Source organism: Lysinibacillus sp. EB106-09-02-XG168, from assembly GCF_058791475.1.
The window spans coordinates 3,207,819-3,231,014 of sequence record NZ_JBYTDN010000003.1; the positions used below are offsets into that span (position 1 = coordinate 3,207,819).

General features: G+C 36.1%; 22 protein-coding genes. 12 read left to right on the forward strand and 10 right to left on the reverse strand.

The features are described 5' to 3' along the window. Window positions 1–374 precede the first annotated feature (374 nt). From AC3WSO_RS16515 to AC3WSO_RS16525, 3 genes are all read right to left on the reverse strand, one after another. Window positions 375–980: a superoxide dismutase gene (locus AC3WSO_RS16515; protein ID WP_349660335.1), complete on the reverse strand. Its 606-nt coding sequence runs from the start codon at window positions 978–980 to the stop codon at window positions 375–377. A 176-nt stretch (window positions 981–1,156) separates the two neighbouring features. Further along, a complete protein-coding gene (locus AC3WSO_RS16520; protein ID WP_492532328.1) occupies window positions 1,157–1,636 on the reverse strand; it encodes a DUF456 domain-containing protein in 480 nt (159 codons plus the stop codon). A gap of 205 nt (window positions 1,637–1,841) precedes the next feature. Beyond that, complete coding sequence (locus AC3WSO_RS16525; protein WP_492532330.1) at window positions 1,842–3,473, reverse strand: Na/Pi cotransporter family protein; 1,632 nt, start codon at window positions 3,471–3,473, stop codon at window positions 1,842–1,844. Window positions 3,474–3,886: 413 nt separating this feature from the next. Between AC3WSO_RS16525 and AC3WSO_RS16530 the strand changes: the two genes are divergently transcribed. The 4 genes from AC3WSO_RS16530 to AC3WSO_RS16545 all read left to right on the forward strand — a co-directional run bounded on the left by AC3WSO_RS16530 (window position 3,887) and on the right by AC3WSO_RS16545 (window position 6,598). Beyond that, window positions 3,887–4,405, forward strand: a complete 519-nt coding sequence (locus AC3WSO_RS16530; protein ID WP_492532332.1) for a DUF1189 family protein — start codon at window positions 3,887–3,889, stop codon at window positions 4,403–4,405. Between the two features lie 52 nt (window positions 4,406–4,457). Then, a complete protein-coding gene (locus tag AC3WSO_RS16535; protein WP_492532334.1) occupies window positions 4,458–4,802 on the forward strand; it encodes a hypothetical protein in 345 nt (114 codons plus the stop codon). Window positions 4,803–4,897: 95 nt separating this feature from the next. Continuing rightward, window positions 4,898–6,013: a flavodoxin-dependent (E)-4-hydroxy-3-methylbut-2-enyl-diphosphate synthase gene (ispG, locus tag AC3WSO_RS16540; RefSeq protein ID WP_349660340.1), complete on the forward strand. Its 1,116-nt coding sequence runs from the start codon at window positions 4,898–4,900 to the stop codon at window positions 6,011–6,013. 12 nt (window positions 6,014–6,025) lie between these two features. Continuing rightward, entirely contained in the window at window positions 6,026–6,598 is a 573-nt protein-coding gene (locus AC3WSO_RS16545; protein ID WP_492532336.1) for a 5' nucleotidase, NT5C type, read from the forward strand. 225 nt (window positions 6,599–6,823) lie between these two features. On the opposite strand, the gene AC3WSO_RS16550 is transcribed toward AC3WSO_RS16545, so the two are convergent. Next, window positions 6,824–6,952 (reverse strand): hypothetical protein, encoded by a 129-nt coding sequence (locus tag AC3WSO_RS16550; RefSeq protein ID WP_276207774.1) that lies wholly within the window; start codon window positions 6,950–6,952, stop codon window positions 6,824–6,826. Between the two features lie 198 nt (window positions 6,953–7,150). Here AC3WSO_RS16550 and AC3WSO_RS16555 point away from each other — a divergent pair, with 198 nt between their 5' ends. The 6 genes from AC3WSO_RS16555 (at window position 7,151) to AC3WSO_RS16580 (ending at window position 12,525) form a co-directional block, all read left to right on the forward strand. Further along, window positions 7,151–7,636 (forward strand): hypothetical protein, encoded by a 486-nt coding sequence (locus tag AC3WSO_RS16555; protein WP_492534388.1) that lies wholly within the window; start codon window positions 7,151–7,153, stop codon window positions 7,634–7,636. Window positions 7,637–8,391: 755 nt separating this feature from the next. Next, the gene (locus AC3WSO_RS16560; protein WP_492534389.1) at window positions 8,392–8,775 is read left to right on the forward strand and encodes a MerR family transcriptional regulator; all 384 of its coding nucleotides are present in this window, start codon (window positions 8,392–8,394) and stop codon (window positions 8,773–8,775) included. A gap of 32 nt (window positions 8,776–8,807) precedes the next feature. Next, complete coding sequence (locus AC3WSO_RS16565) at window positions 8,808–10,136, forward strand: hemolysin family protein (protein WP_492532338.1); 1,329 nt, start codon at window positions 8,808–8,810, stop codon at window positions 10,134–10,136. 166 nt (window positions 10,137–10,302) lie between these two features. Beyond that, window positions 10,303–10,707 carry a hypothetical protein gene (locus tag AC3WSO_RS16570; protein WP_492532340.1) on the forward strand — a complete coding sequence of 135 codons (405 nt, stop codon included), beginning with the start codon at window positions 10,303–10,305 and terminating at the stop codon, window positions 10,705–10,707. A 167-nt stretch (window positions 10,708–10,874) separates the two neighbouring features. Further along, complete coding sequence (locus AC3WSO_RS16575) at window positions 10,875–11,324, forward strand: helix-turn-helix transcriptional regulator (protein ID WP_492532341.1); 450 nt, start codon at window positions 10,875–10,877, stop codon at window positions 11,322–11,324. A 472-nt stretch (window positions 11,325–11,796) separates the two neighbouring features. Further along, window positions 11,797–12,525: a metallophosphoesterase gene (locus tag AC3WSO_RS16580; protein ID WP_492532343.1), complete on the forward strand. Its 729-nt coding sequence runs from the start codon at window positions 11,797–11,799 to the stop codon at window positions 12,523–12,525. 35 nt (window positions 12,526–12,560) lie between these two features. Here AC3WSO_RS16580 and cyoE read toward each other — a convergent pair whose 3' ends face one another. Then, the gene (cyoE, locus tag AC3WSO_RS16585; RefSeq protein ID WP_492532344.1) at window positions 12,561–13,511 is read right to left on the reverse strand and encodes a heme o synthase; all 951 of its coding nucleotides are present in this window, start codon (window positions 13,509–13,511) and stop codon (window positions 12,561–12,563) included. A 581-nt stretch (window positions 13,512–14,092) separates the two neighbouring features. Here cyoE and proC point away from each other — a divergent pair. After that, entirely contained in the window at window positions 14,093–14,893 is an 801-nt protein-coding gene (gene proC / locus AC3WSO_RS16590; RefSeq protein WP_492532346.1) for a pyrroline-5-carboxylate reductase, read from the forward strand. A gap of 342 nt (window positions 14,894–15,235) precedes the next feature. On the opposite strand, the gene AC3WSO_RS16595 is transcribed toward proC, so the two are convergent. From AC3WSO_RS16595 to AC3WSO_RS16615, 5 genes are all read right to left on the reverse strand, one after another. Further along, the gene (locus tag AC3WSO_RS16595; protein WP_492532347.1) at window positions 15,236–15,889 is read right to left on the reverse strand and encodes an alpha/beta hydrolase; all 654 of its coding nucleotides are present in this window, start codon (window positions 15,887–15,889) and stop codon (window positions 15,236–15,238) included. A 210-nt stretch (window positions 15,890–16,099) separates the two neighbouring features. Continuing rightward, a complete protein-coding gene (locus tag AC3WSO_RS16600; protein WP_492532349.1) occupies window positions 16,100–16,654 on the reverse strand; it encodes a hypothetical protein in 555 nt (184 codons plus the stop codon). Window positions 16,655–16,735: 81 nt separating this feature from the next. Next, the gene (locus AC3WSO_RS16605) at window positions 16,736–18,937 is read right to left on the reverse strand and encodes a bifunctional diguanylate cyclase/phosphodiesterase (RefSeq protein ID WP_492532351.1); all 2,202 of its coding nucleotides are present in this window, start codon (window positions 18,935–18,937) and stop codon (window positions 16,736–16,738) included. Window positions 18,938–19,235: 298 nt separating this feature from the next. Beyond that, window positions 19,236–19,937 carry an O-linked GlcNAc transferase gene (locus AC3WSO_RS16610; protein WP_492532353.1) on the reverse strand — a complete coding sequence of 234 codons (702 nt, stop codon included), beginning with the start codon at window positions 19,935–19,937 and terminating at the stop codon, window positions 19,236–19,238. Between the two features lie 227 nt (window positions 19,938–20,164). Next, complete coding sequence (locus AC3WSO_RS16615; protein WP_492532354.1) at window positions 20,165–20,644, reverse strand: thioredoxin family protein; 480 nt, start codon at window positions 20,642–20,644, stop codon at window positions 20,165–20,167. A 203-nt stretch (window positions 20,645–20,847) separates the two neighbouring features. Here AC3WSO_RS16615 and AC3WSO_RS16620 point away from each other — a divergent pair, with 203 nt between their 5' ends. After that, window positions 20,848–23,160 (forward strand): YhgE/Pip family protein, encoded by a 2,313-nt coding sequence (locus AC3WSO_RS16620; RefSeq protein ID WP_492532356.1) that lies wholly within the window; start codon window positions 20,848–20,850, stop codon window positions 23,158–23,160. Window positions 23,161–23,196 lie beyond the last annotated feature (36 nt).

Sequence of the window (23,196 nt, forward strand, 5' to 3'; positions counted from 1 at the left end):
AATTCAAATACACGATACCTAGTATACCATTCGAAGGTACGTCAGGAAAGCATGTACTTGTGAATTTATGTTTGAAAACATCATTTATTTTGACGGCATTTTAAGATGAAAAGTTTCTGTTTTTTATTGATTACTTGAAAAATGTTTTTACATAAATTATTGGAAGGGGGAGACACAATATAAAACCTCTTCAAACAGTCCGGCGAAAGCCTCTTTCAATTAACCGACTGACTGCCAATTTTTTAGCGGGCGTATTGGAACATCCCCAACCATTTATAGGATACCTAGAAAAGTATAGAACCTAAAAAGACAGCAAAAAAGACTATGTCTCCGTGATACATCACCGAGGCATAGCCTTCTATCTAATATAGAGATTATTTTGCAGCTTGGAATTTAGCTTCTACTACATCCCAGTTTACTACGTTCCAGAATGCGCCGATGTAATCTGGACGACGGTTTTGGTAGTTTAAGTAGTAAGCATGCTCCCAAACGTCTAAACCTAGGACTGGCTTTTTACCTTCCATAACTGGAGAGTCTTGGTTTGGAGTAGATGTAACAGCAACTGAGTCACCATCAACGATTAACCAAGCCCAACCTGAACCGAAGCGAGTTGTAGCAGCTTTTGCAAATTCTTCTTTGAATGCATCGAAAGAACCGAATTTAGCATCGATTGCTTTTGCTACTTCGCCAACTGGAGTGTTTGAACCGCCTGGAGCGATTACTTCCCAGAATAATGTATGGTTAGCATGTCCTCCACCATTGTTACGAACAGCAGTTTGTTTGTCAGCTGGAAGAGCATCCATGTTTGCGATAAGTTCGTTAATGTCTTTTTCAGCAAATTCAGTGCCTTCTACTGCTGCGTTTAAGTTTGTTACATAAGTATTGTGGTGTTTTGAATGGTGAATTTCCATTGTTTTTGCATCGATATGTGGTTCTAATGCGTCATAAGCGTAAGTTAATTGTGGTAATACATAAGCCATTGTTAAGTTCCTCCTAAAGTAAAGAAATAATTAATACATTCTTAGATTATCAAAATTGGTCAAACCATTCAACGAAAAATACTTCAAATTAAAGATTTCAGCCTTTTGACTGAAAAGCCAATACGATTACTATCCTAACCTGTTTCATTAATTGTTAAACGTCTTAGGGAAGAAAATCATATCGCTATAAAGAACACAACAATCATGACGATTTGAATCACAGCTTTTGCAAGTGTCGATGTTAAGAAGCCAATGAGAGAGCCAACACCGCTTTTTACAGCCTCTCCAAATGTACGACGCTCTATCATTAACTCTGCAATTACCGCTCCTAAAAATGGACCTACTATTATTCCCAGAACCGGAATGACGAACGGGCCGATTAATAAACCAATAGTACTGCCCCACATACCTGCAGTGGAGCCACCGAATTTCTTAATACCAAAAGCATTTGCTACAGAATCAGCAACAAATAATATGACAACAAAAATAATTTCACTCGCCCAGAACAACCAGCTTAACTCTGCAAATGAAAAAAATAATCCATATACTAAAAAACCACCAAGTAAAAAAAGCACCCCTGGAATGATTGGGTATACCAATCCAACAAATGAAATGATAAAGCAGGCAATCACTAATATCCAGCCTACAACTTCCATAAAAAACCTCCCCTTTTGTCGTGCATCAAGTTAGATAATTAGAAGTCCTGATTTCCTCTATGTGCGAGAGTAGAGCTATTTCCTCGTAACTATTCAAGGCATAGATAGCTCATTCCAAACAAATAAATCCTCAATATTTCTATTTACCCCGCCTGATCGCGCTGTTCCTTTCATACGGATTTACAAAGCTGAAGGTTTCATTTCCTTAATTTCTAATTCCTAAAATAGAGTCAGCTATATTTACAGCATGATCTCCTATACGCTCTAGATTGCTAACGATATCCGTATAGACGATTCCCGCAGCCCCATTACACTCATTTGTATTTAAGCGTGCAATATGCTTTTGTCTAAGCTTATCTTCCATATCATCTATCAAACTTTCGAGCTCAGTTACTTCCTGCGCCAAGCTCAAACTAGCTGTATCCAGTGCCGCAATACTCTTTCGTACAGCTTCAATTGCTAAGCTAAACATCCCTATTAAATCTTGTCGTGCTGACTTACTTAAGGTTACCTCATGATGATCTTTATATTGTAAAAGCTCTAAAATATTTTCAAAATGATCGCCAATACGCTCAATGTCCCGTACATTTGTTAGAAGTGTATGGTGTCTTACTGAGTCTGCACGAGAAAGTGGTTGCTTAGACACCATTACTAAATAATTTGTAATTTCCATGTCTAAATGATTGAGCGCTACTTCTAGTTGTAAAACTGTAGGAATATAAGTAGCCTCACCTGTTTTCATATATAAAAATGTTTCTTCTAAACCACGAAGCGCGTGCTCCCCCATTCGCAGTACTTCCTCCTTTGCTTGCCCAAGTGCAATCGCTGGAGAGGAATCGATGAAAGACGGATCTAAATGTTTCGTTGTAACATCAATATTGCCATCACGCCCAGGTACTATCTTCGTGACAAGCGCAGCCAATCCTCCGATAAATGGCAGCTGGATCATCATATTAATAATGTTGAATGAGCCATGCGCTATCGCTATTTGCATTTTCGGCTCTAAATGGAATAGCCCACTAATCCATAGAACGTACTGCGTAAAAGGTGTAAAGAACATCATGAAAATGATTGTACCTATAATATTAAATAACACATGTGCCGCTGCCGCACGTTTAGCATATATAGAAGCACCTAGTGAAGCTAATACTGCTGTAATAGTCGTGCCTATATTTTCACCAAATAAAATAGGTAGAGCACTCTCTAAGCCAATTAAATGCTCAGCGTATAAGCCTTGTAGCACACCAACAGTCGCTGTTGAGCTTTGAACAAGCAATGTAAAAATTGCCCCTAGAAAAATTCCTACAACGGGCAGATTGCTTAGCTGAAGCGTTAATGATTTAAAATCAGCTAATTGATGAAGTGACTGCATGCTTGCACTCATTAACTCTAATCCTAAAAATAATCCCCCGAAGCCAAATAATATTTGTCCGATATGCTGATAGGTAGCTTTCTTAAAGAAAAATAACAACCCTGCACCAATCGCTAATAACGGATAAAAATAAATACCGATATTTATACCAATAATAAATGCGGTAATTGTCGTGCCAATATTGGCTCCCATAATGACGCCGATTGCTTGTCGTAATGTTAAAAACCCTGCACTCACTAGCCCAACCGTAATAACCGTCGTTGCAGAGCTCGACTGGATGCAAATCGTTACAACTATACCCACTAACACACCCATTAGAGGATTTGTTGTAAATCGATTCAACCATTCACGCAGTCGATCATCTGCCGATTTTTGGAGCCCCTCCCCCATAAATTTAATGGAAAATAAAAAGACTCCTAAACCGCCTAAAAATTGAAATAGTATACTTTGCCAATCTATTGTCAATTGTATTCGCTCCAATTCCTACATCTCTACTACTCTATTTCTAATCTTTAAATGATAATAAAGAAAAAGTAAAGATAACCTTTAACTTCTTTACACAATATTAACATTTCAATAAATCATCACCAAAACGTGTGGTTGATTTCCGTTCCGACTGGGCGCTTTGTTGCTGTCGCTTCGCTTTCGCACAGTTAAAACATTTGTTGCTGCCGCTTCGCTTTCGCACAGAGCAAAGCTTCCTGGAGTCGCCCAGTCAGAACGAAGATCAACTTATTTACATAGTATATGTTTTAACAAGAGTCATCCACAACTTTTGGTGATGAACCATTTCAATATCGTACTCTCAGTTATTATTTCTATTTTCATATCTTGTCAAAGTTGAACATGATAAAATAGCGATTGGAGGAGATATGCTTATGAAACACTCACAACTATTTATCGATAGCTTAATTCATCCCAAAAAACTTGCTGCCTATCGATTATTACCTATTGGGAAAGTCATTCAATATACTTTTCTGCTAATTACTGTTGTTACAGTTTACTCTTTTGGCCGTTTTACGGCTGGTATGTCTGTTGATACATTTGATATGAATAGTTTAAATGGAATAACTGAATACATAGAAGATGTTAAATGGGTTTTATATCCCGTGACATTCATCATGCTTTTTGTTTTTACAACGATGCTTATTTTTGCACAAATTGCTCTCTATGCCTTTGCGGGTCTGCTGATTTTGAACGTCATGAAGCGTCGCGGAGAATACCGTCACATTTGGCGTACTACAACATTTGCCATGACTTGGGCAACTCTACTAAGTATGCTATCAGATTATCTACCGATCAACAGTACGATTATCTCTGCTTTTTCTGTACTTTTAACAGTAACTCTACTTATCGTAGCCATCACAAAATATCCAAAACAACCAATTACAAAATAATATGCATGATTCCCCTCTCTTCTAAATATAGTGTAGAAAAGGAGGGGATTTTTTGCGTGCTTTAGTGTTAACCGCTATCATTATTATTTTTGCTTTTGTTATTAAAGTAGATTTAACAGAGGGATCATTACAACTTGCTGCCTTTTCTCAGAAAAAAACAGAAAACGCCCTGTGTGAGAAGGAGCGAGACCCAAATTATATCACTGTACAGACTATTCAAGGCGATAGCATTCACAGTTTATTTGCACTTCATCCTGCAAAAGTACCCATGACCTTTCCTGAACGTTTACAGCTTTTTTATGAATTGAATCCACACTTACAATTACAGGCTCCTGTTCCGGGTGAAAAAATTAAGCTTCCGCTATCATTTGAAATTGAAAATAAATGTGGAAAATGAAAAGTTAGCGTTTCTTCCTTGTCCTTATTTTCTTACACTGCTAAAATAAATGTCAGTGACGGTCGAAAGTATGGCCCGAAAAGGAGAGAAAGTTAATGAGTGAAATTTGTCACCGTACAAATACACGTCCCGTACGTGTCGGTAACTTAACAATAGGTGGTAGTAATGAATTATTCATTCAAAGTATGTGTACAACAAAAACACATGATGTCGAAGCAACAGTAGCTGAAATTCTTCGTCTTGAGGAAGCAGGTTGTCAAATTGTTCGTGTCGCAGTACCAGATGAGCGTGCAGCTGATGCGATTGCAGATATTAAAAAACGTATCAATATTCCATTAGTAGCTGATATTCACTTTGACTATAAATTAGCATTAAAAGCAATTGAAAATGGTATCGATAAAGTTCGTATTAACCCAGGTAATATTGGGCGTAAAGAAAAAGTAGAGGCTGTTGTTAACGCGGCAAAAGCAAAAGGTATTCCTATCCGTATTGGGGTAAACGCTGGTTCATTAGAGCGTCATATTTTAGAAAAATACGGTTACCCTACTGCAGACGGTATGGTAGAATCTGCACTTCACCATATTAAAATTTTGGAGGACTTGGACTTCCACGACATTATTGTTTCCATGAAGGCATCAGATGTAAATCTAGCAATTGAAGCCTATGAAAAAGCAGCTAAAGCATTTGATTACCCTCTACACTTAGGTATTACTGAATCAGGTACATTATTTGCTGGTACAGTAAAATCAGCAGCTGGCCTTGGTGCAATTTTATCAAAAGGTATTGGTAATACATTACGTATTTCACTATCTGCAGACCCTGTTGAAGAAGTAAAAGTAGCACGTGAGCTATTAAAATCATTTGGTCTTGCTTCTAATATGGCAACCCTTATTTCTTGCCCAACATGTGGTCGTATCGAAATTGATTTAATTTCAATTGCCAATGAAGTAGAAGAATATATTTCTAAACTTAATGTACCGTTAAAAGTAGCTGTGCTTGGTTGTGCGGTAAATGGTCCTGGTGAAGCACGTGAAGCCGACATCGGTATTGCTGGTGCTCGTGGCGAAGGTTTACTATTTATGAAGGGTAAAACAGTTCGTAAAGTGCCTGAAGAAACAATGGTAGAAGAGTTGAAAAAAGAAATCGATAAATTAGCTGCTGAAATGGCAGAAAAACGCGCAGCTGAAGAAGCAGAAAAAGCGAACGCCTAAGGAGGTGCTAGCATGAAAAAGCCCCGCTTTGGGATTGATATCGATGGGACAGTAACATGTCCTAGTACACTCATCCCACATATCAATAAACAATATAATGTTAACATTGCGCTTGACGATGTGTGCGAATATGATTTTTTATCAGCATTTCCACATCCCGTTGATCGTGTAGCATTTAATACATGGTTTAAAGAAAATGAGCCGTTTATGTACGAAGTATCTGAAGCAGCTAAAGATGCAAAAGATATTTTAAATACATGGAAAGAAAACTATGAACTTTATTACATTTCTGCTCGTGGTGAGAATGTATCAGATGTTACGGCAAATTGGTTTAAATCACAGTCTATTCCATACGACCATATTGAGCTGATTGGCAGTCACGATAAGATTTCTGCAGCGAAAAAGTATGGCGTTGAGGCATTTTTTGAGGATAAGCATGATAATGCGGTTATGCTTGCGGAGGAATTAAAAATACCTGTCGTATTATTTGACACTCCATATAACCGCCTTGCTGTTCCTGACAATGTCGTACGCGTTTATAACTGGCAAGAAGCCAACCAATTTATTACTAACTACTTCAAATAAATCAATTATGCCTCGGCATAATTTCGTCCGGAATCGCCTTTGTGCTTACACAAAGCACTCCTTTCCGATTTCCGTGACATCCGCCGGGGGCTTTAACTTCTTTCAGTAGATGTTTGAAAATTGACGAATAATCGCATTCAACTCAACCATTATTGAAGTGGTAGAACTTCTTCTGAAATAAGTTAAAAGAGTCGTGTTCTTACATTGAACACGACTCTTCTTCTTTTATATCACAAGTATCCCCCGTAACCAACGCTCTACAAAATTTTCAAAGGTAATACCATAATTTTCATAAACAGCATGGTACACGAAATAAGTTCCTAATCTCTCAAGTAATTCATCATTAATCTTCATCACAAACCGCTCCTTTTCGTCGATTTATCCACCGAATTTTCAGATATATAAACTTCCAGTTTCTCGTTCATTCTAGTGGAGGTTGCATCGTTGCAAAACCGTCACAATCTCCAGCTTTCATGCCCTTTTTTCATAGTTTTCTTTTCGTTACTATAGTAGTATCAACTTGCAATACTGGAGGGACTACATGTGAGATGGATGACAAAGGTAACTTGTATAACATGTCTTTGCGCGCTGCTAGCTGGCTGTAGTGATCGATTATCTGATATTAAAGAAGCGGTTTCAGGCATCAATTCAGCAGCCGAAACTGCAGCCGGTGCAGTTGGTCGTGATGTACATGCTATACGAGCAATTGCCATTGACTATAAAGATACATCCTTTACAGTTAATGACCTATTTAAAACTATTTTACGTGACGTGCGCTGGGATTATGACGCTGAAAAAAATGAGCTTCATGTGAGAGGCACATGGTTAGCACCACTATTTTCTGAGCAACCATGGGAAGATGCAATGAAAAAACAATTAGCAGAAACAGGTGTAGTAAAGGTTACGTGCACTATAAAGAACGATAAAATTGATAGCGCAAGCACAAATGTAACACTCATTTTCAATGACAAAACAATTGTAGAAATGGCTGGTGAAGATGCACTTCAACACCTATATGATACATATTTACAAAAATAAACCTCGTAGCTTTCCTATTATAAAAATTTATATATAGTGGCTCTTCTGCAAAACGAGGGGGTTGATTTCCATTCCAGGCTACTCGCTTTCCTGTGGGCGAGCGACGAGCCGCTTCCTTCGCTTCGCTCCGTGCAGGGTCTCGTCTGTCTCGCTTTCCCACGGGAGTCGAGTAGCCTTCCACTCCAATCAACAATAGCATAGAGCATTTATAAATTTTATGTATGAAGCGATTATTCATCTACTGTCAGCTGCTTTTTCGCATAAAAACAACTTACTGTTTCATTTTCACTATAAATTTAAGTGACTTGGCTGAAGATACATGTTGTGTAAAAGTGATTGATTTCCGTTCCGACTGGGCGACTCCTTAGGGATCAGCGTCACAGATGAGACCCTGTAGCGAAAGCGAAGCGGCAGCAACAAATGTTTTATCTGTGCGAAAGTGTAGCGACAGCAACAAAAAAAGCGCCCGGTTGGAACGGAAATCACCCCCCTCACCTCGCACTGCCGAAGAGCCGTATTTTGTTTAACATGACAATTTCATTAACTTATTAGTTTTTCAAGAACATATAACTTTTCTAACATTTAGTCGTTAGAAAAGTTTTTTTACGTTCATTATAATAATAATCCTCCCAATAAGAAATCTTACAATTTAGAAATATTAGGCTCTTCTATTTGAAAACAACGATACGAGCAAGTTATAATAAAGTATCACGTGATGGTTTGGAGGTGTTTATATTGGGACAGAGAAATTAAAAATTGGCGAGCTTGCAGAAAAAACTGGCATTACAAAAAGAACAATCGATTATTACACAAACATCGGCTTATTAAAGGCTGAACGTTCTGCATCCAATTATCGCTACTATGCCCCTACAATGATTGAACGACTTCACTATATTGAACAACGCAAACAGCATGGTCTTTCACTCATAGAAATACAACATGAACTAAACATCACTCCGCACGAAGAAATCGATGTGCAGATGCTACGTGTAAAAATGCAGGACTTAGAGCAGGATGTAACTACTCTACTTGAACAAATAAACAAACAAGACAATAAAGATATCGAAAAGATTAAAAAAAATGTTTCCCCCGAAAGTATTGCACTCATGCAGTCTTTACTTTTACTTATTCATAATTAGGAGGTGACGTTCTGTTCATACAGAACGACTATTTGGAGACCATACTCAACTTATCGATTTTCACCATTTTATTAGCTTTAACTGGGTTTTTCGTGGCAACAGAGTTTGCCATTGTAAAAGTACGTGCCTCAAGGCTTGATCAATTGATTGCAGAGGGCAATAAAAAAGCCATTTCTGCAAAGTATGTTGTCAATCATTTAGACGAGTACTTATCTGCATGTCAGCTTGGTATAACTGTAACAGCACTTGGTATCGGGATGGTCGGTGAAAAAACCTTTGAATTTATACTACATCCTCTTTTTGATTTGGTTGGTATTTCAGATAAATATATGACGATATTTACAATTGGTAGTGCCTTTGCAATTGCAACATTTTTACACGTTGTTGTCGGGGAGTTGGCACCTAAAACCGCTGCCATTCAAAAGGCCGAAACGATTACACTTCATTTTGCCAACCCCATTATGATATTTTATAAAATGATGTATCCCTTTATTTGGTTCTTGAACGGCTCAGCACGAGTATTAGTTGGTATATTTGGTATGAAGCCCGCTTCTGAGCATGAGCTATCACATACAGAGGAAGAAATAAGATTACTACTATCTGAAAGCTTTAAAAATGGTGAAATCAATAAAACAGAGCTAAAATTTGTGAATAATGTCTTTGAATTTGATGAGCGTATTGCTCGTGAAATTATGGTTCCTCGAACAGAAATTGCTGGAATTGAAAAAAATGAAACTTTTACAAATATGATTCATTTCATCGCAGCTGAAAAATATACTCGTTATCCTATTTATGATGGTGATCGTGATAATATTTTAGGATTCATCAATGCCAAGGAATTGTTTACACACGGTTTGCTGGAGCAACTTACAGACGATTCATTAATCCTTGAAGATTTCATTAATCCTGTTATACGAGTTATTGAAACGATCCCTATTCAAGAGTTACTTGTGCGTATGCAAAAAGAGCGCATTCATATGGCCATTTTAATGGATGAATATGGTGGGACATCTGGGCTTGTAACAGTCGAGGATATTTTAGAAGAAATTGTAGGTGAGATTCGCGATGAATTCGACGATGATGAAATTGCAGAAATCCGGAAAGTAAATGACAATCACTATATATTAAATGCAAAAATGCTTATTGAAGATGTTGAAAAACTATTAAAAGTAACGCTTGAAGCAGAAGAAGTCGAAACATTGGGCGGTTGGTTTTTAACAGTGAATAATGGTATTAAAGCAACTAAAAACATTGAACTAACCCCTTATATATTTAGCATATATGAGCAGCAAGGTCATCGTATTCATTACATCGAGGTTCGTCCCCTTCGTAATATTTTACCTACCGTATTAGAAGCGTAATACTGATAATACGATTTTATTAATAGTTTATAACAAATTAGCTATAAAATTAACATTCAACAGGGCTTTTCTAGTTTTTCCAAATACTTTTGTCTCATACCATTATTAGGCATATCCATATATAATAAATATATGGATATGATTCTATTTTCAGGGGGCATTACATATGAAATTGTTTAAACTATATCATTCGGACGGTATTCATATTATTACCGACGTCAAAAAACACAAAACGAATATTGAATTAAAAACAATTACAGGTGAAGTATTATATATCATCGTAGTAACGGATGAAAACTACACGGTGTACGATGATCGTTTTGCTGGTGCTTCAAAGCAATTAAATTCCGTGGAGGCATTTGATATTGACGGAAACTTCCGTAGCCTAGATTTTGATAATATGCGTACACTCTTTAAAGAGGCATTTACAAAGCTATTACAAGAGATTGCAGAATGTGTCAATGATAATGATGAGTTAGTAGATATTGATACACTTCGTCATAAAGTAAGTGCTCAAATTAAAGGTATCCATTTCCGTGTTATTACTGACACGAAAAAATACGAGATTTAAACAACTAACAGGCTGTCCAATGAATCGATTAGGACAGTCTGTTTTTTTATGTTTCAATTGTTAATTAGGTAACGCTAATTTTAATCACAGTCACCAGCGAAACAAAACATCTCTTACTACTTTCATGTATAATAGTATTAACTATCTGAAAGAAAGGGGTTTTGGATTTGGATCGTGAACAATTAACCACACTTATTTCAGAAAAACTGAAATTAATCCGGACCGAAAAAGATTTAACACAGGATCAGATGAGCGATTTACTTGGACTTTCTAAAAAAACACTTGTTCAAATTGAAAAGGGCCGTATTCAAACTGGCTGGACTACAACGATTGCGGTTTGTGCATTATGTCGAGATAGCTCGATTTTACAGCATGAGCTTGGCGGAGATCCACTTGAAGTTGTCGATTTAATCGCTAATAATGGAACCTTACAACCTAAGGAAAAAACAATGGGAGGATACATATGGTGGAAAAATCTTAGCGAGTATAACGGTTATTGTCTACAACAAAATGTCATTAGTCAGCATTTTCGAATTTTAAATACAGACAACTATCGACTACTTTCAACATTCGACGAGTCAGTAGCAAATCAAGCATGGAAAAATCTCCAAGAATAATCAAATACTGTACTCGCGCATACGTACCAAATACTCCTACGTTACGCGCGAGGAGTATAGAAAGTTGCGAGAACAAGTGTAGTTGCTGCTATACTTGCGCTACTAACCTTCTCCATTCGCTCATTTTCTTCATTTGTATGTTCCTTTTGCATTTGTTGGATTACTTTCTTTACTAGCTTTCCCCTCACCTCTCACCCTTTTCATAACTGGAAAAGGATAGCCCTATATTTTTCACAAAAAAAGTTAACCGACTATAGCCATTACTCTCCCCTAGCTATTTTTCAACAAGATAGACGAACGAATAAGATAATGAATTCACTTCGTCATATGATAAAAGGTAACTAGAAAACAATCGTTTAAAGTGATATCTTTACAATCAATCTTTTGGCTGAAAGTTACATTAGTAGAATTTCACAACACCACTATCTATACTTAATAGTAGCTTCTCTAATACTGGAAAGGATGCTTTTTTATGGATCGAATACTAGCAATTAGTGATATACATGGGGAATTAGAACTTTTTGAGGAATTATTATTGAAAGCTAATTATGATACTTTGCAAGATCGGTTATTTTTACTTGGAGACTATATTGACAGAGGACCAGCATCTTGTGGCGTTTTAAACTTAGTGGCGGAATTACAGACAAAAGGTGCACGTGTTCTATTAGGAAATCATGAAGCCATCATGCTTAAAGCTTGTCGCTCTGGTCACCTTAAGTCGTGGAATCATTGGGTTGGACTTTGCGGTGGCGATGCAACACTTGCAAGCTATGGCTATCAATTAGGCGATTTTAAGGAAGCCATTGAAAACGATACATTACCTAGCTTTATTCAAACCTTACCAAAGCTCGAAGAACATTTACAACTTATCGAAACCTTTGATATTTACATCGAATTAGAAGATGCCATTTTTGTACATGGCGGTGTCGTACCGGGAGTAGCTATGGCAGAGACAGATCCTATGGAGTTTTTATGGATACGTGAAGAATTTCATGCAGGTTATCAAGGGATGAAAACTGTAATCTTTGGCCATACACCTACTTATAAACTTCACCAAAATCCAACAGATTACAATGTCTACTTTGGAGAAAACAATATAATTGGCATTGATGGTGGAGCAGTTTTTGATGGGCAGTTACATGCATTAGAATGGCCAAGTCGTCAAATAATCTCGGTGGAAAAGGAAAAGCCAACAAGTTAGATTAACCTGTTGGCTTTTTTTGCTAATTGAAAGCTTTAATATAATTTAAAAATAACACCTACTAAAGAGTAGACAATTACTGTTGTAAATAAAATTGTCATATGAATAAGTGAGAAAACAAACATTTTTGTTGCCCACTTTGTTTGATCTTTATTACTGCGATAACCGTAAATACTCATAACAAGCCATGCGATGCTTAACAATAGTGCAACAAGCATAATGCCAACACTTAAGGTGCCAAATAAGAAGCTTGATAAAATCAATAAAATTAAATAAAAGTTCGTTTGATAGTAAGTACGGCGCATCCCTTTCGCAACTGGAAGCATTGGAACGTTGGCCGCTTCATAATCAGCGTGCTTACGAATAGCAATGGCATAGAAGTGTGGCATCTGCCAAATGACCATAACTAAAAATAGGCCAAGTATCGCAGGATGTGTAATATCAGAAGAAACAGCCGCCCAGCCAATGTACGCTGGAATTGCCCCTCCTATACTCCCAACTTCCGTGTTATAAATCGTATGTCGTTTTGTCCACATTGTATAGGGTACTACATATAAAAACACCCCTAAGAGACCAAATGCTGCAGCTAGTGGTGAAGCAAGTGCCAACACAAATGCCCCGATAATGAGCATGGCAAAAGCTAAAATTAACGCTGATTTAGCTGACATTTCGCCTGTTACAGTTGGTCGACTTTGCGTACGAGGCATTACAGCATCGATGTCGCGATCATACACATTATTAAATGCTCCAGCGGCACCAATAACAAGCGCAGAGCCAATTGTCGCGAAAATAATCTCAGGTATATTTTCTACAAAAGTCATTTTATTTTTGTACATACCTAGCGTTAGTCCAGCCCACATAGGAATTAAATTAGATTTAATGATTCCCGTTTTCACTGTCTGCGCTAAAATAGTAGAGCGTTTGGACTTCTCCAGTGACTTCTTGGAAGACTTTAGTTTAGGCTCCATTTTTAGATTTTGTTCCATTCATCTTAATTCCTTTTCTCTCTTAATTTCTCACGCTTTACCAATAGAAAGCGACACATTATTAAATCAATTATACCTCGTCCTAATTGCTCCAGAGGCTTTAAGCCAATTGATGTTGGGGCACTTAGGCGATTTCAAAGGATCTGAAGTTCTTAGCCTAAGTTCCTCTATTTCAACGGATGCCTAGACCCCTTCGCAAAGTAACTTAAAACCACATTCATCTCACCAACTAGTGGTAGTAGATTTTTAGCAGGTGCTTTGCTTAGTTTACCTAAAACACTTGTAACTTACGTTTCACTTTCGTTACGAAAAATATGTGCTGAAAAAAGCAAACATATCAAAATATTATTCTACCTCTTTTGATAAAGTCTGTCTCAATGTTCACATAAAGTACATGATTTTCTTTACTCTTTATATTTTCACATAGAGATATACATTCATTCACAGCATCTTCTATGATACCACCGACTGACATGAATTTGAACCTAATTGACTTGATTCTTAGCATATTACTATTCAAGTAAAACAATCTACTCTATACTAAGGTGTATGTTTTAACTATATGAAGGAGTGTCTAACACGTGAAATACGGATTTATCGGCCTTGGAAATATGACTACAGCTATTATTAAAGGAATGTGTAAAAGCGGTGATTTTGATCCTACTTTTATTTATGGCTATAATCGTACCAAAGCAAAAACAACAAAATTAACTACTTCTTACGGTATTCAAGCCGCAAGCTCTATTGAAGATATTATGTCAAAATGTGACGTTATTATCCTCGGTGTCAAGCCCCAAATGTTACCAGATGTTTTACCAGAGGTGAAAAAGCATTTACAAGATAACCACGTAATTGTATCCATCGCTGCTGGTAAAAATATACCATATTTACAAGGTTACCTATCTGAAGTTACCCCTATTGTTCGTGTAATGCCAAATATTAATGCGCTTATTGGTGCATCTACAAGCTGCTTTACAGCGAGTGAACAAGTATCAGATGTGCAGCTTCAGCTTGTCAATTCCCTATTTGAAACAGTTGGGACAATTATCGAGGTGCCTGAAAACTTATTTTCTATATTCACAACGATTGGTGGTGCTTCACCAGCATTCACCTATATGTATATTGACGCTTTAGCACGTGCTGCTGTACGTGAAGGGATGCCAAAAGACATGGCGCTTGATATTGCGGCAAATGCAGTTCTCGGCAGTGCAAAAATGATTTTACAATCACAAGAACATCCTTGGGCACTTGTAGATCGAGTATGCTCTCCAGGTGGGACAACTATCCAAGGTGTATCTTCATTACAAAGCAATCATTTTGAAACAACGATTCACGATGCAGTAACTGCCGTGACTAACAAAGATCGAAGCTTATCAAAATAATATTGGGTTATTATATAAAATGAAACCGAGACATCATACACTGTCTCGGTTTTTAAGTAGTCGTAAACAATATTGTCAAGAGAATTGTGTAAACCTTATGGCTTTTCACGATGGTGTGTTCCGTTCCAGATATCCTGATTAAGCATCGAATCGCTACGTTGCTACTCTTGTTACTGAATTTTTGTTTTATCACTATTAATGAGAATAAATCGCTAGAAATCACTTGTTATGCAAAGAGGTTGTTTTGCAGAAGAACCACACTTTATTAATTATGGTGACTTAACACATAATTGTTTTCAATAATATAGTAGCCGAGACATCCTTCGTGTCTCGGCTTTAATGTTATTGAGTATTATCTTGTAATTCCTGTGCTAAAAATGCAGTTAGATCACGTAAATTTTCTGGTGTAACACCGTGACCATCTGGATATTGTTTAAATGTCACAGTAGCACCAAATTGCTCAAACTTTTCTTTACTTTCTACGCCCCATTGTGACGGGATGACATAATCATAATCGCCGTGAGAAATAAATGCATGTAAATGATTGACTGGGCGAATTGCATATTCCTCTGTAACGAATTTTGGTGTGTAGCCACTTAATGCTACTATTCCTGTAATTAAATTCCCCATTGCAAAGGCAAGTGACTGTGCCAAAACTGCCCCTTGACTGAATCCAAGTACATACACTTTATGTGGATCAATTTGATATTCAGCAATAGCCTCTAGAACAAATTGCTGTAGCGCCACTAATACTTTATCGAAAACTTCGCGGTCTGGTTTACCGACCTCCTGGATTGTGAAAAAAGCATAGCCAGGCTTTTGCGTAATAGGGCCACGTAAGCTAAATACATGGCATTGCTCTTTATAGTCCTGTACTAATTGTGGTAAATCGTCTTCATTACTACCCATTCCATGTAATAAAAAAATCGCTGGATATTTTTTATTTGGATCCATATTTGTTGGTTGTGTATGTTTAAATGTAAACGGTGTATTCATTTTAAAATTCCTTTCAGGTGAACTTAGTGTCACCTTATTATACTGCATAATATATCTAGACAAAAACAGGATTGCTCGGTTATCATAAATAGCTTTTTCAATAGACTTATCACCATAACGACAGAATGAGCCTGTCCGGTAAGCCGCTTGAGATACGATGCTTTTATGTACAAAAACTCAACAAAAGCACATGATGGTCACGAATGCGTTTTAAAGTTTTACTTTATTAATAATCCCATCAGTGTGATAAGCAATATAGCCGTTAATTATGCGAATCGTTTCTTGTGGATCTGCGTTAAATAGCACTTTTGATTGCTCTGGTGTTGAGACAAGTACTGTTAGTAAATCAACACGCATGGAATGTCCTGCAGAGCTATATGCATAATCGTAAACAATATCTTCCTCTGTCATATTTTCTGTCACATACTGTTTATGAAACAATTCCTTAGCTGCATCCATTTGTTCCGCGACCTGCTGACGAATACGCATTTGATGCATCAATAGCTCTTCCTCAAGTACCGTGGTCTTTAACCACTCTTTCTTTTCGAGCATCTTCAAAAATTCTTTTTCCCAAACTTGCTCATTTTCTGTAAAATACAGCATATTCATCATTAACATATCCCAAAAATCAACTTGAGATTGTGCTGATTTACGTTGCATCTCTATTGCCGCTTTAAAGTGCTCTTCTACTTTTGTAATATTCATGTTGCGCACTAAATGATTACATACATTTTCAATAAATTTATTTGCTGTTTCTTGTGCCATCAAAAAACCCGTCCTTTATATCTACAAATCAATTCCTTCCTATCATACCATGATTGTAGAATATAAAGAAACGGTTAACGTTTAAGTCTCCAATGTATGCTCACCTTGTACTTTAGACGCAGAAATTGAATCTAAAATATACTTTGCATCATTGTGAAGCGTTTGGTAGTTCTCCTGTAATGTTCTTGGAGGTACAGGTTTACTAAATAAGAAGCCTTGTATAGTATCACACTGGCTTGCTACTAGATATGATAGCTGTTCTATCTCTTCTATTCCTTCTGCGACTACCTTTAACTGTAGATGCTTGGCCATAGAGAGAATCATGTCAACTAATGCTTTATCTGTAGAGTTCGATTGTATTTTCTGAACGAAAGACCTGTCAATTTTTAAGCAATCTATAGGGAAATCCTTTAAATAAGATAATGATGAATAGCCTGTCCCAAAATCATCTACCGCGATCGTAACCCCTAGTGCCTTCAATTTGTGTAAAATCGTCGTCATATGATCGATATTGATCGTCATACTTTCTGTTATTTCGAGTTGCAAATATTGGGGCTCTAATTGTGTTTTCTCAAGAACATTATGAATTATTTCAACTAAATTTTGCTGAAAAAGTTGCCCTAACGACAGATTGACCGCTACTTTAATCGGTGGCAATCCAGCTGCTTCCCACCTCTTTACTTGTTGGCAGGCTGTTTCTAGTACCCATTGTCCGATAGGAATAATTAATCCCGATTCCTCTGCAATTGGAATAAAGACTCCCGGCGAAATCCACCCCTTATTTGGATGCTGCCACCTAACTAAAGCCTCTACCGACTTAATTTGACCCGTACGTAAATCAAGTTGCGGTTGATATTCTAAAAAAAGCTCTTGATTTGCTAGAGCATCATGTAAATCATTTTCTAATAAAAGACGTTCAGTCGTTTCTTTAGAGATTGAAGACTCATAAAATCGTATACGAGTTGGTGTTTTCTGCGCTTCATGCATAGCATAAAGTGCAAATCTAATAAGATCCTCTTCTTTATAAGAATCTGTTGGAAATAAAGCGATACCAATATTTAATTGACTATTTAAAGAAAAATGTTGAATTTGGAATGATTCTTCCATGACAACTTGAAGTTGTTGACTAAGCTGCGTCAATTGATGGGTATTGCTCACCTCATCAATATACACGACGAAATAGTCTTCTCTCAGCATGCAAAGTAAATGCTTCTCCGGTAAAACATTTTTCAATCTTTGCGCGATTAAGCCTATCATTTGGTCTGCATATTTACTACCTAATGACGCTTTAATCGCAGATATTCTTTCTATACCGATCGCAAGTATTGCCTTTTGTGATTTAGATATGTATAAATCTTTTTTTAAAGTTTCCATTAAAAAACGTTCATTTGGCAAATTTGTAATCTCATTATGGTAAGCCATGAAATGCATTTTTTCACGAGATTTTTCTAAATGCTCTTGTGTATCAACTAACTGCTGAAAAGGTTTTTCGATCGATGAAAAATAAATTGCTCTAAATAAAAGATAAGATGCACCTAACTCAAAAATATGTCCAATGAAGTTTTTAATATCATAAACATCTTGATAAATTGTATAAAGAAAATCGCTCATTATTAAATAAATCGAACTACCAAATAATAAAAATACGATTTTAGGTGCTTTTTTAAAACTTTTAAGCAACAGGACCATAACCACTAAATGTATCGCTACAGCTATATATTGCAAAGTATTTTTTAAAACAGTAGGACCTTCACTTTCTATTAAAAGTGGTGGCAATATAGGCGTTGGGGCATAGATGACGACAAAACAACCAGTGATGATTAGAAACGGCAAGCTATAAATAAACCAACGATAAATTGATTTTATTTCTCTCTCCTTTATAAAAATAATGATGAGAAAACCAATCGATAATAGTAATCGACAAAACATGTAAAACCATGTTGATGCATACGGCGTACTTTCAGTAATGAAAAATGGCATTCCTTTATAGGAAAGTGCGTGAGCCATTTCTAATAAGCTAATTGTTAAAAATAATGCCCCAACATAGAGGACTCTATTTGATAAAATATAAGGTGTAATTAACCATGTCTGAATTGAAATAGACATTGTCACTACAGTAATAAGCATTTCCATCATTAAATGAATCGTTACATAATTGTTCTCTGCAAATATCCAATAAAATTTATCACTGCCCAAAACAATTACAATAAATAAAATCAGTGATAATAGGATGAATTGAATGCCTTGCTTCACAAATGAAAAATCCTCATTATATTTCCACATCATAACTCCCTTCTTAAGCTCTAAATAATTTCCTCCATCTACTGTTTCATTTGATGGTTTTAGGATAATTATACTATAAAATTATTATGAAAAATCTACTTTTTAACCAAAATAAGAATAAAAATTCAGGACTAAATAATAAAATAAAGTGAAATTTTAATCAGTAAAAAGGGTTCTTCATCCTACACTGATTATAAATCTTTACTAATTGGTTTTTTTTCGAAAAGTATCGCTACAAAAAACATGTGCTGAATAAAGATAAAAAAGATGCCTCAGCTTTTGAGACATCTTCTATTTGCTACGAAAATACATAACTATCCATATTATCTATTGTATTTTGGATAGCATCTTTCAAGGACCGTTGATGCTCAGCACACGCTGCTAGTGACTCCTCCAATGTAATCGCAGCATTTGCCATAAACGGTGCCATCTGCAAATCCTTCGCTAATTGAATAAGAACAAGTGCTTTATTCCATTTCCACCGCGCATTATTTGGATCTAAGTTAATAGCTTGCTCTAAGTAGCCAAGTGCATCAAATGGCATCCATCCAAAACGGTGCATTGTTTGACCTGTGATCCCCCAATATAACCCCTTGTTAGGGTTTTCTTTTACTGCTTGTTTAAAACAATGAACACTCTCGTTGTAATGATGTGCAAACAAAAACAGTTCACCCTGTGAAAAAAATGAATGGGCTCTTTCATTTGGAGTGCCTGTTGCCGCTATACCCTCTAGTTCTTTAATACGATTTGAAAACTCTCTTTCATCTTTTATCGCACGAATTTCGACTACGGTATCCGATTCAGGATAGCTTTCATCTGCTCGTTCTGCATGTTGGGTTTCCACAGACAGCGTAGGTTTTGGATAGTTCAAAAAATCATACTCTTCTAATAATTTAATATATTTATTTGCCAACTTTTTCTCATTTTCATCAGTAACTTGCTTAGCCACCTCATAGCACTTCATTAGCTCACCATTATAAAAATAATCATCCATTGTCATTCATTATTCCTCCAATGTACAACTCTTCAGTATATTTAGTATACACTACAAAATCAATTATGCCTCGACATAATTGCTTCCATAATCGGTTGAGGCTTTAACTTCTTTCAACAATAGAGGTGGAAGACTTCAGTAACTGCCGCTTCACTTTCGCTAAAAAAAAAACTTCCATAAAGAAGTTAAAAAAGACTGATCAAAAATAACTTTTGATACAGTCTCAGCTTTGCTTATTTTTTTAATACTTCTTTATTTAAAAATGTACGTAAATCTTTTTCAGGTAATGCACCTTCAAAACGATTTACCTCTTTACCACCTTCAAAGCGAATAAAAGTTGGTGTCGCCTTAATATGATATTTATTCCATAAATCTTCGTATTCCCAAACATTTAATTGAGCAATATCAACACCAAGCTTCTTAGCAATAGGCATTAACACTGGTGTAAAAGCTTTACAGTGCACACATGTCGGACTGAAGAAATAAGCATTTACATCTTCACCAGCTTTTAATTTTTTTTCAAGTTCGTCTGGTAACATAATATTTTGGTAATTTTTATCATCCAATTGATCAATTGTTTCTTGTTTTAGATCTTTGTCGCCATAAAGTTCCTCTGCACCTGCTAATTTGCTATTGTTCGAGACTTTAGTTAGCACAATAATTGCTGCAAATAACAAAACAATTACCGAGCCAATAATTAGTAATTTTTTCACGAGAATGTATTCCTCCCTTTCCACACTAAAAAACCCTATTTTTAGTGTATTCGCGTTTGATTATAAATGGTTTTTAAATCCTAGTAAACTAATTAGTCTTTCAAAATGAGTTTTTTTATAATTCAAACATAATTCGCTCTAAATTTGGAAACATACATATAACATCTATAATGCTCAATACGAATGTGGAGTGGATAAATAAAATGAAACACACTATCCGAAATATTTTTCAAATTTATAAAAGTGATATCCATAATATATTAACAAACTGGGTAGTTGCTGTCATTATTGGTGGGCTCATTTTTTTACCTTCTCTTTATGCGTGGCTTAATATCTACGCCTCTATGGATCCCTATGCCCATACTGCCAACATGAAAATTGCTGTTGTCAACGAAGACACAGGCGCGAATGTTAGAGGAGAAGATATTAATGTTGGTAACGAGGTAGTAGACAATTTAAGTACTAATCAAAACTTTACTTGGGAGTTTACTTCTCATGAACAAGCTATAAATAACTTAAAAAATGGGGACTATTTTGCGGTTATCGTTGTCCCTAATGATTTTTCACAAAAGTTGACCTCCATACTGTCAAATGTACCTACAAAAGCACATATCGATTATTATGTAAATGAAAAAATCAATCCAATCGCTCCTAAAATCACGAGTAAAGGTGCAAGTGGCCTAACGCAACAAGTATCTAATGAGTTTATTTCAACTGTCAGCGGAACACTTTTCTCTATTTTTAATACGGTCGGTGTTGAAATGGAGCGGGAAATTCCCGACTTTAGAAAATTTGAAAATTATATTTTTACAATCGAACATCATCTCCCAGATATCGAAACATATTTAGCGCAAGCTGCTAAAGGTGGAAAAGAAGCTGAGACATTACTAAACCACACAATTACCCAAGTTCCTGAAGTTGAGAAATTAACGAATGATGGTCTAACAACGATCCATCGAGGTTTAAATTTGATTAATGAAGCTGATACATTGTTCAATGAGCTATCCCCTATCATCAAAAAAGATCTAGAAGCAGTACAAAATATTGCTCAACGATTTACAGATTTAATAGGGAAGCTTCAAAATGCGAATGTAGATTCAGCTACCATTGCGCAAATAAAAGATACAATTAAAAACCAGCTAGATGCATCACGTGAGAAAGTAACTACTAGTATCCAAACAATTGAAGCACTTCAAAAATTAACACAAGCTGATGCTTCGACTCGTAAACAGCTTGAAAACAAGATTCTAAATATCCAGACCGCACTACAGCAAAGTAATTCTGAAGATGTGAAGACTTTACTATCTAACAATAAAATAATTGAACAACTTGAAACTATACGTGGAGATTTACAGGCAAATCCTAGTTTTACTGATTATTCTTTTAGCTCTCTAACCGCTTTAAATCAGCTGAATACATTACTAACGGATATCTCAAGTAAAGTACAACAGTTAAATACGATAGATGTCGAAACGATAAAAAAAGACCTTGCTGATGTGCAAAGCGTTGCGCAAAATGTTTCTAACAATCTGCAGCAATTTCTTACTCATTATAACGATCAGTTAGAGCCACAAATTCATACGACGTTAGCTTCTGCCAAAAATACATTAACAAATGCATCAACAATGCTTACGAATGTAAAACGTTTTCTGCCTCAAGCGACAGATCGTTTAACAAATGCTAAAAATATGTTAGCAACGGCTAATAAGACGCTTGGTACAGTACAAACGAATTTCCCTGCTTTAAGTACAAAAATTAAGGACCTTGCAGACAAGCTGAGAACATTAGAAAGTGAAGCTGATATTTCAGAAATCGTTCAATTATTGAAAAACGACGTTAATGCAGAACGAGATTTCTTTGAGGAGCCTATTAAGCTTCAGGAACATAGAATGTTTCCAATTGCTAATTATGGAACAGCTATGACACCGTTTTACACTGTACTTTCCATCTGGGTTGGTTGTTTATTATTAATTTCTCTTCTATCTGTAAATATTCACAATAATGATCAATACAGTATTCGCCAAGTATACTTTGGACGTTTATTAACATTTGCAACTTTTTCATTTATTCAAACGCTCATTATTACAATTGGAGATATTGTTATGTTAAACGGGTCCATTAGTGCCCCTTACTTCTTTATTCCATTTGGGCTATTTATTAGTTTAGTGTTCGTTACAATTGTCTATACACTAGTATCCGTATTCGGAAATGTCGGAAAGGCTTTAGCCATTGTCATGTTAGTACTGCAAATTGCAGGTTCTGGTGGCACATATCCAGTAGAATTACTACCCGGTTTTTTCCAAATTATAAATCCATTTCTTCCTTTCACTTATGCAATTGAAATGATGCGCGAGGCAGTTGGTGGTATTATTTGGTCAAAGGTATGGGTTGATCTAGCCTTTTTATCTTTCTTCTGGCTCATTTTCATTCTATTTGGTTTCTTCTTGAAAAAATTACTGAGTGAGAAAATGGAACATTTCATGAACAAAACACGCGGATCAGATATATTTCATTGATTTCCACTTGCCTCCTTGTAAATATTTCAACGAACA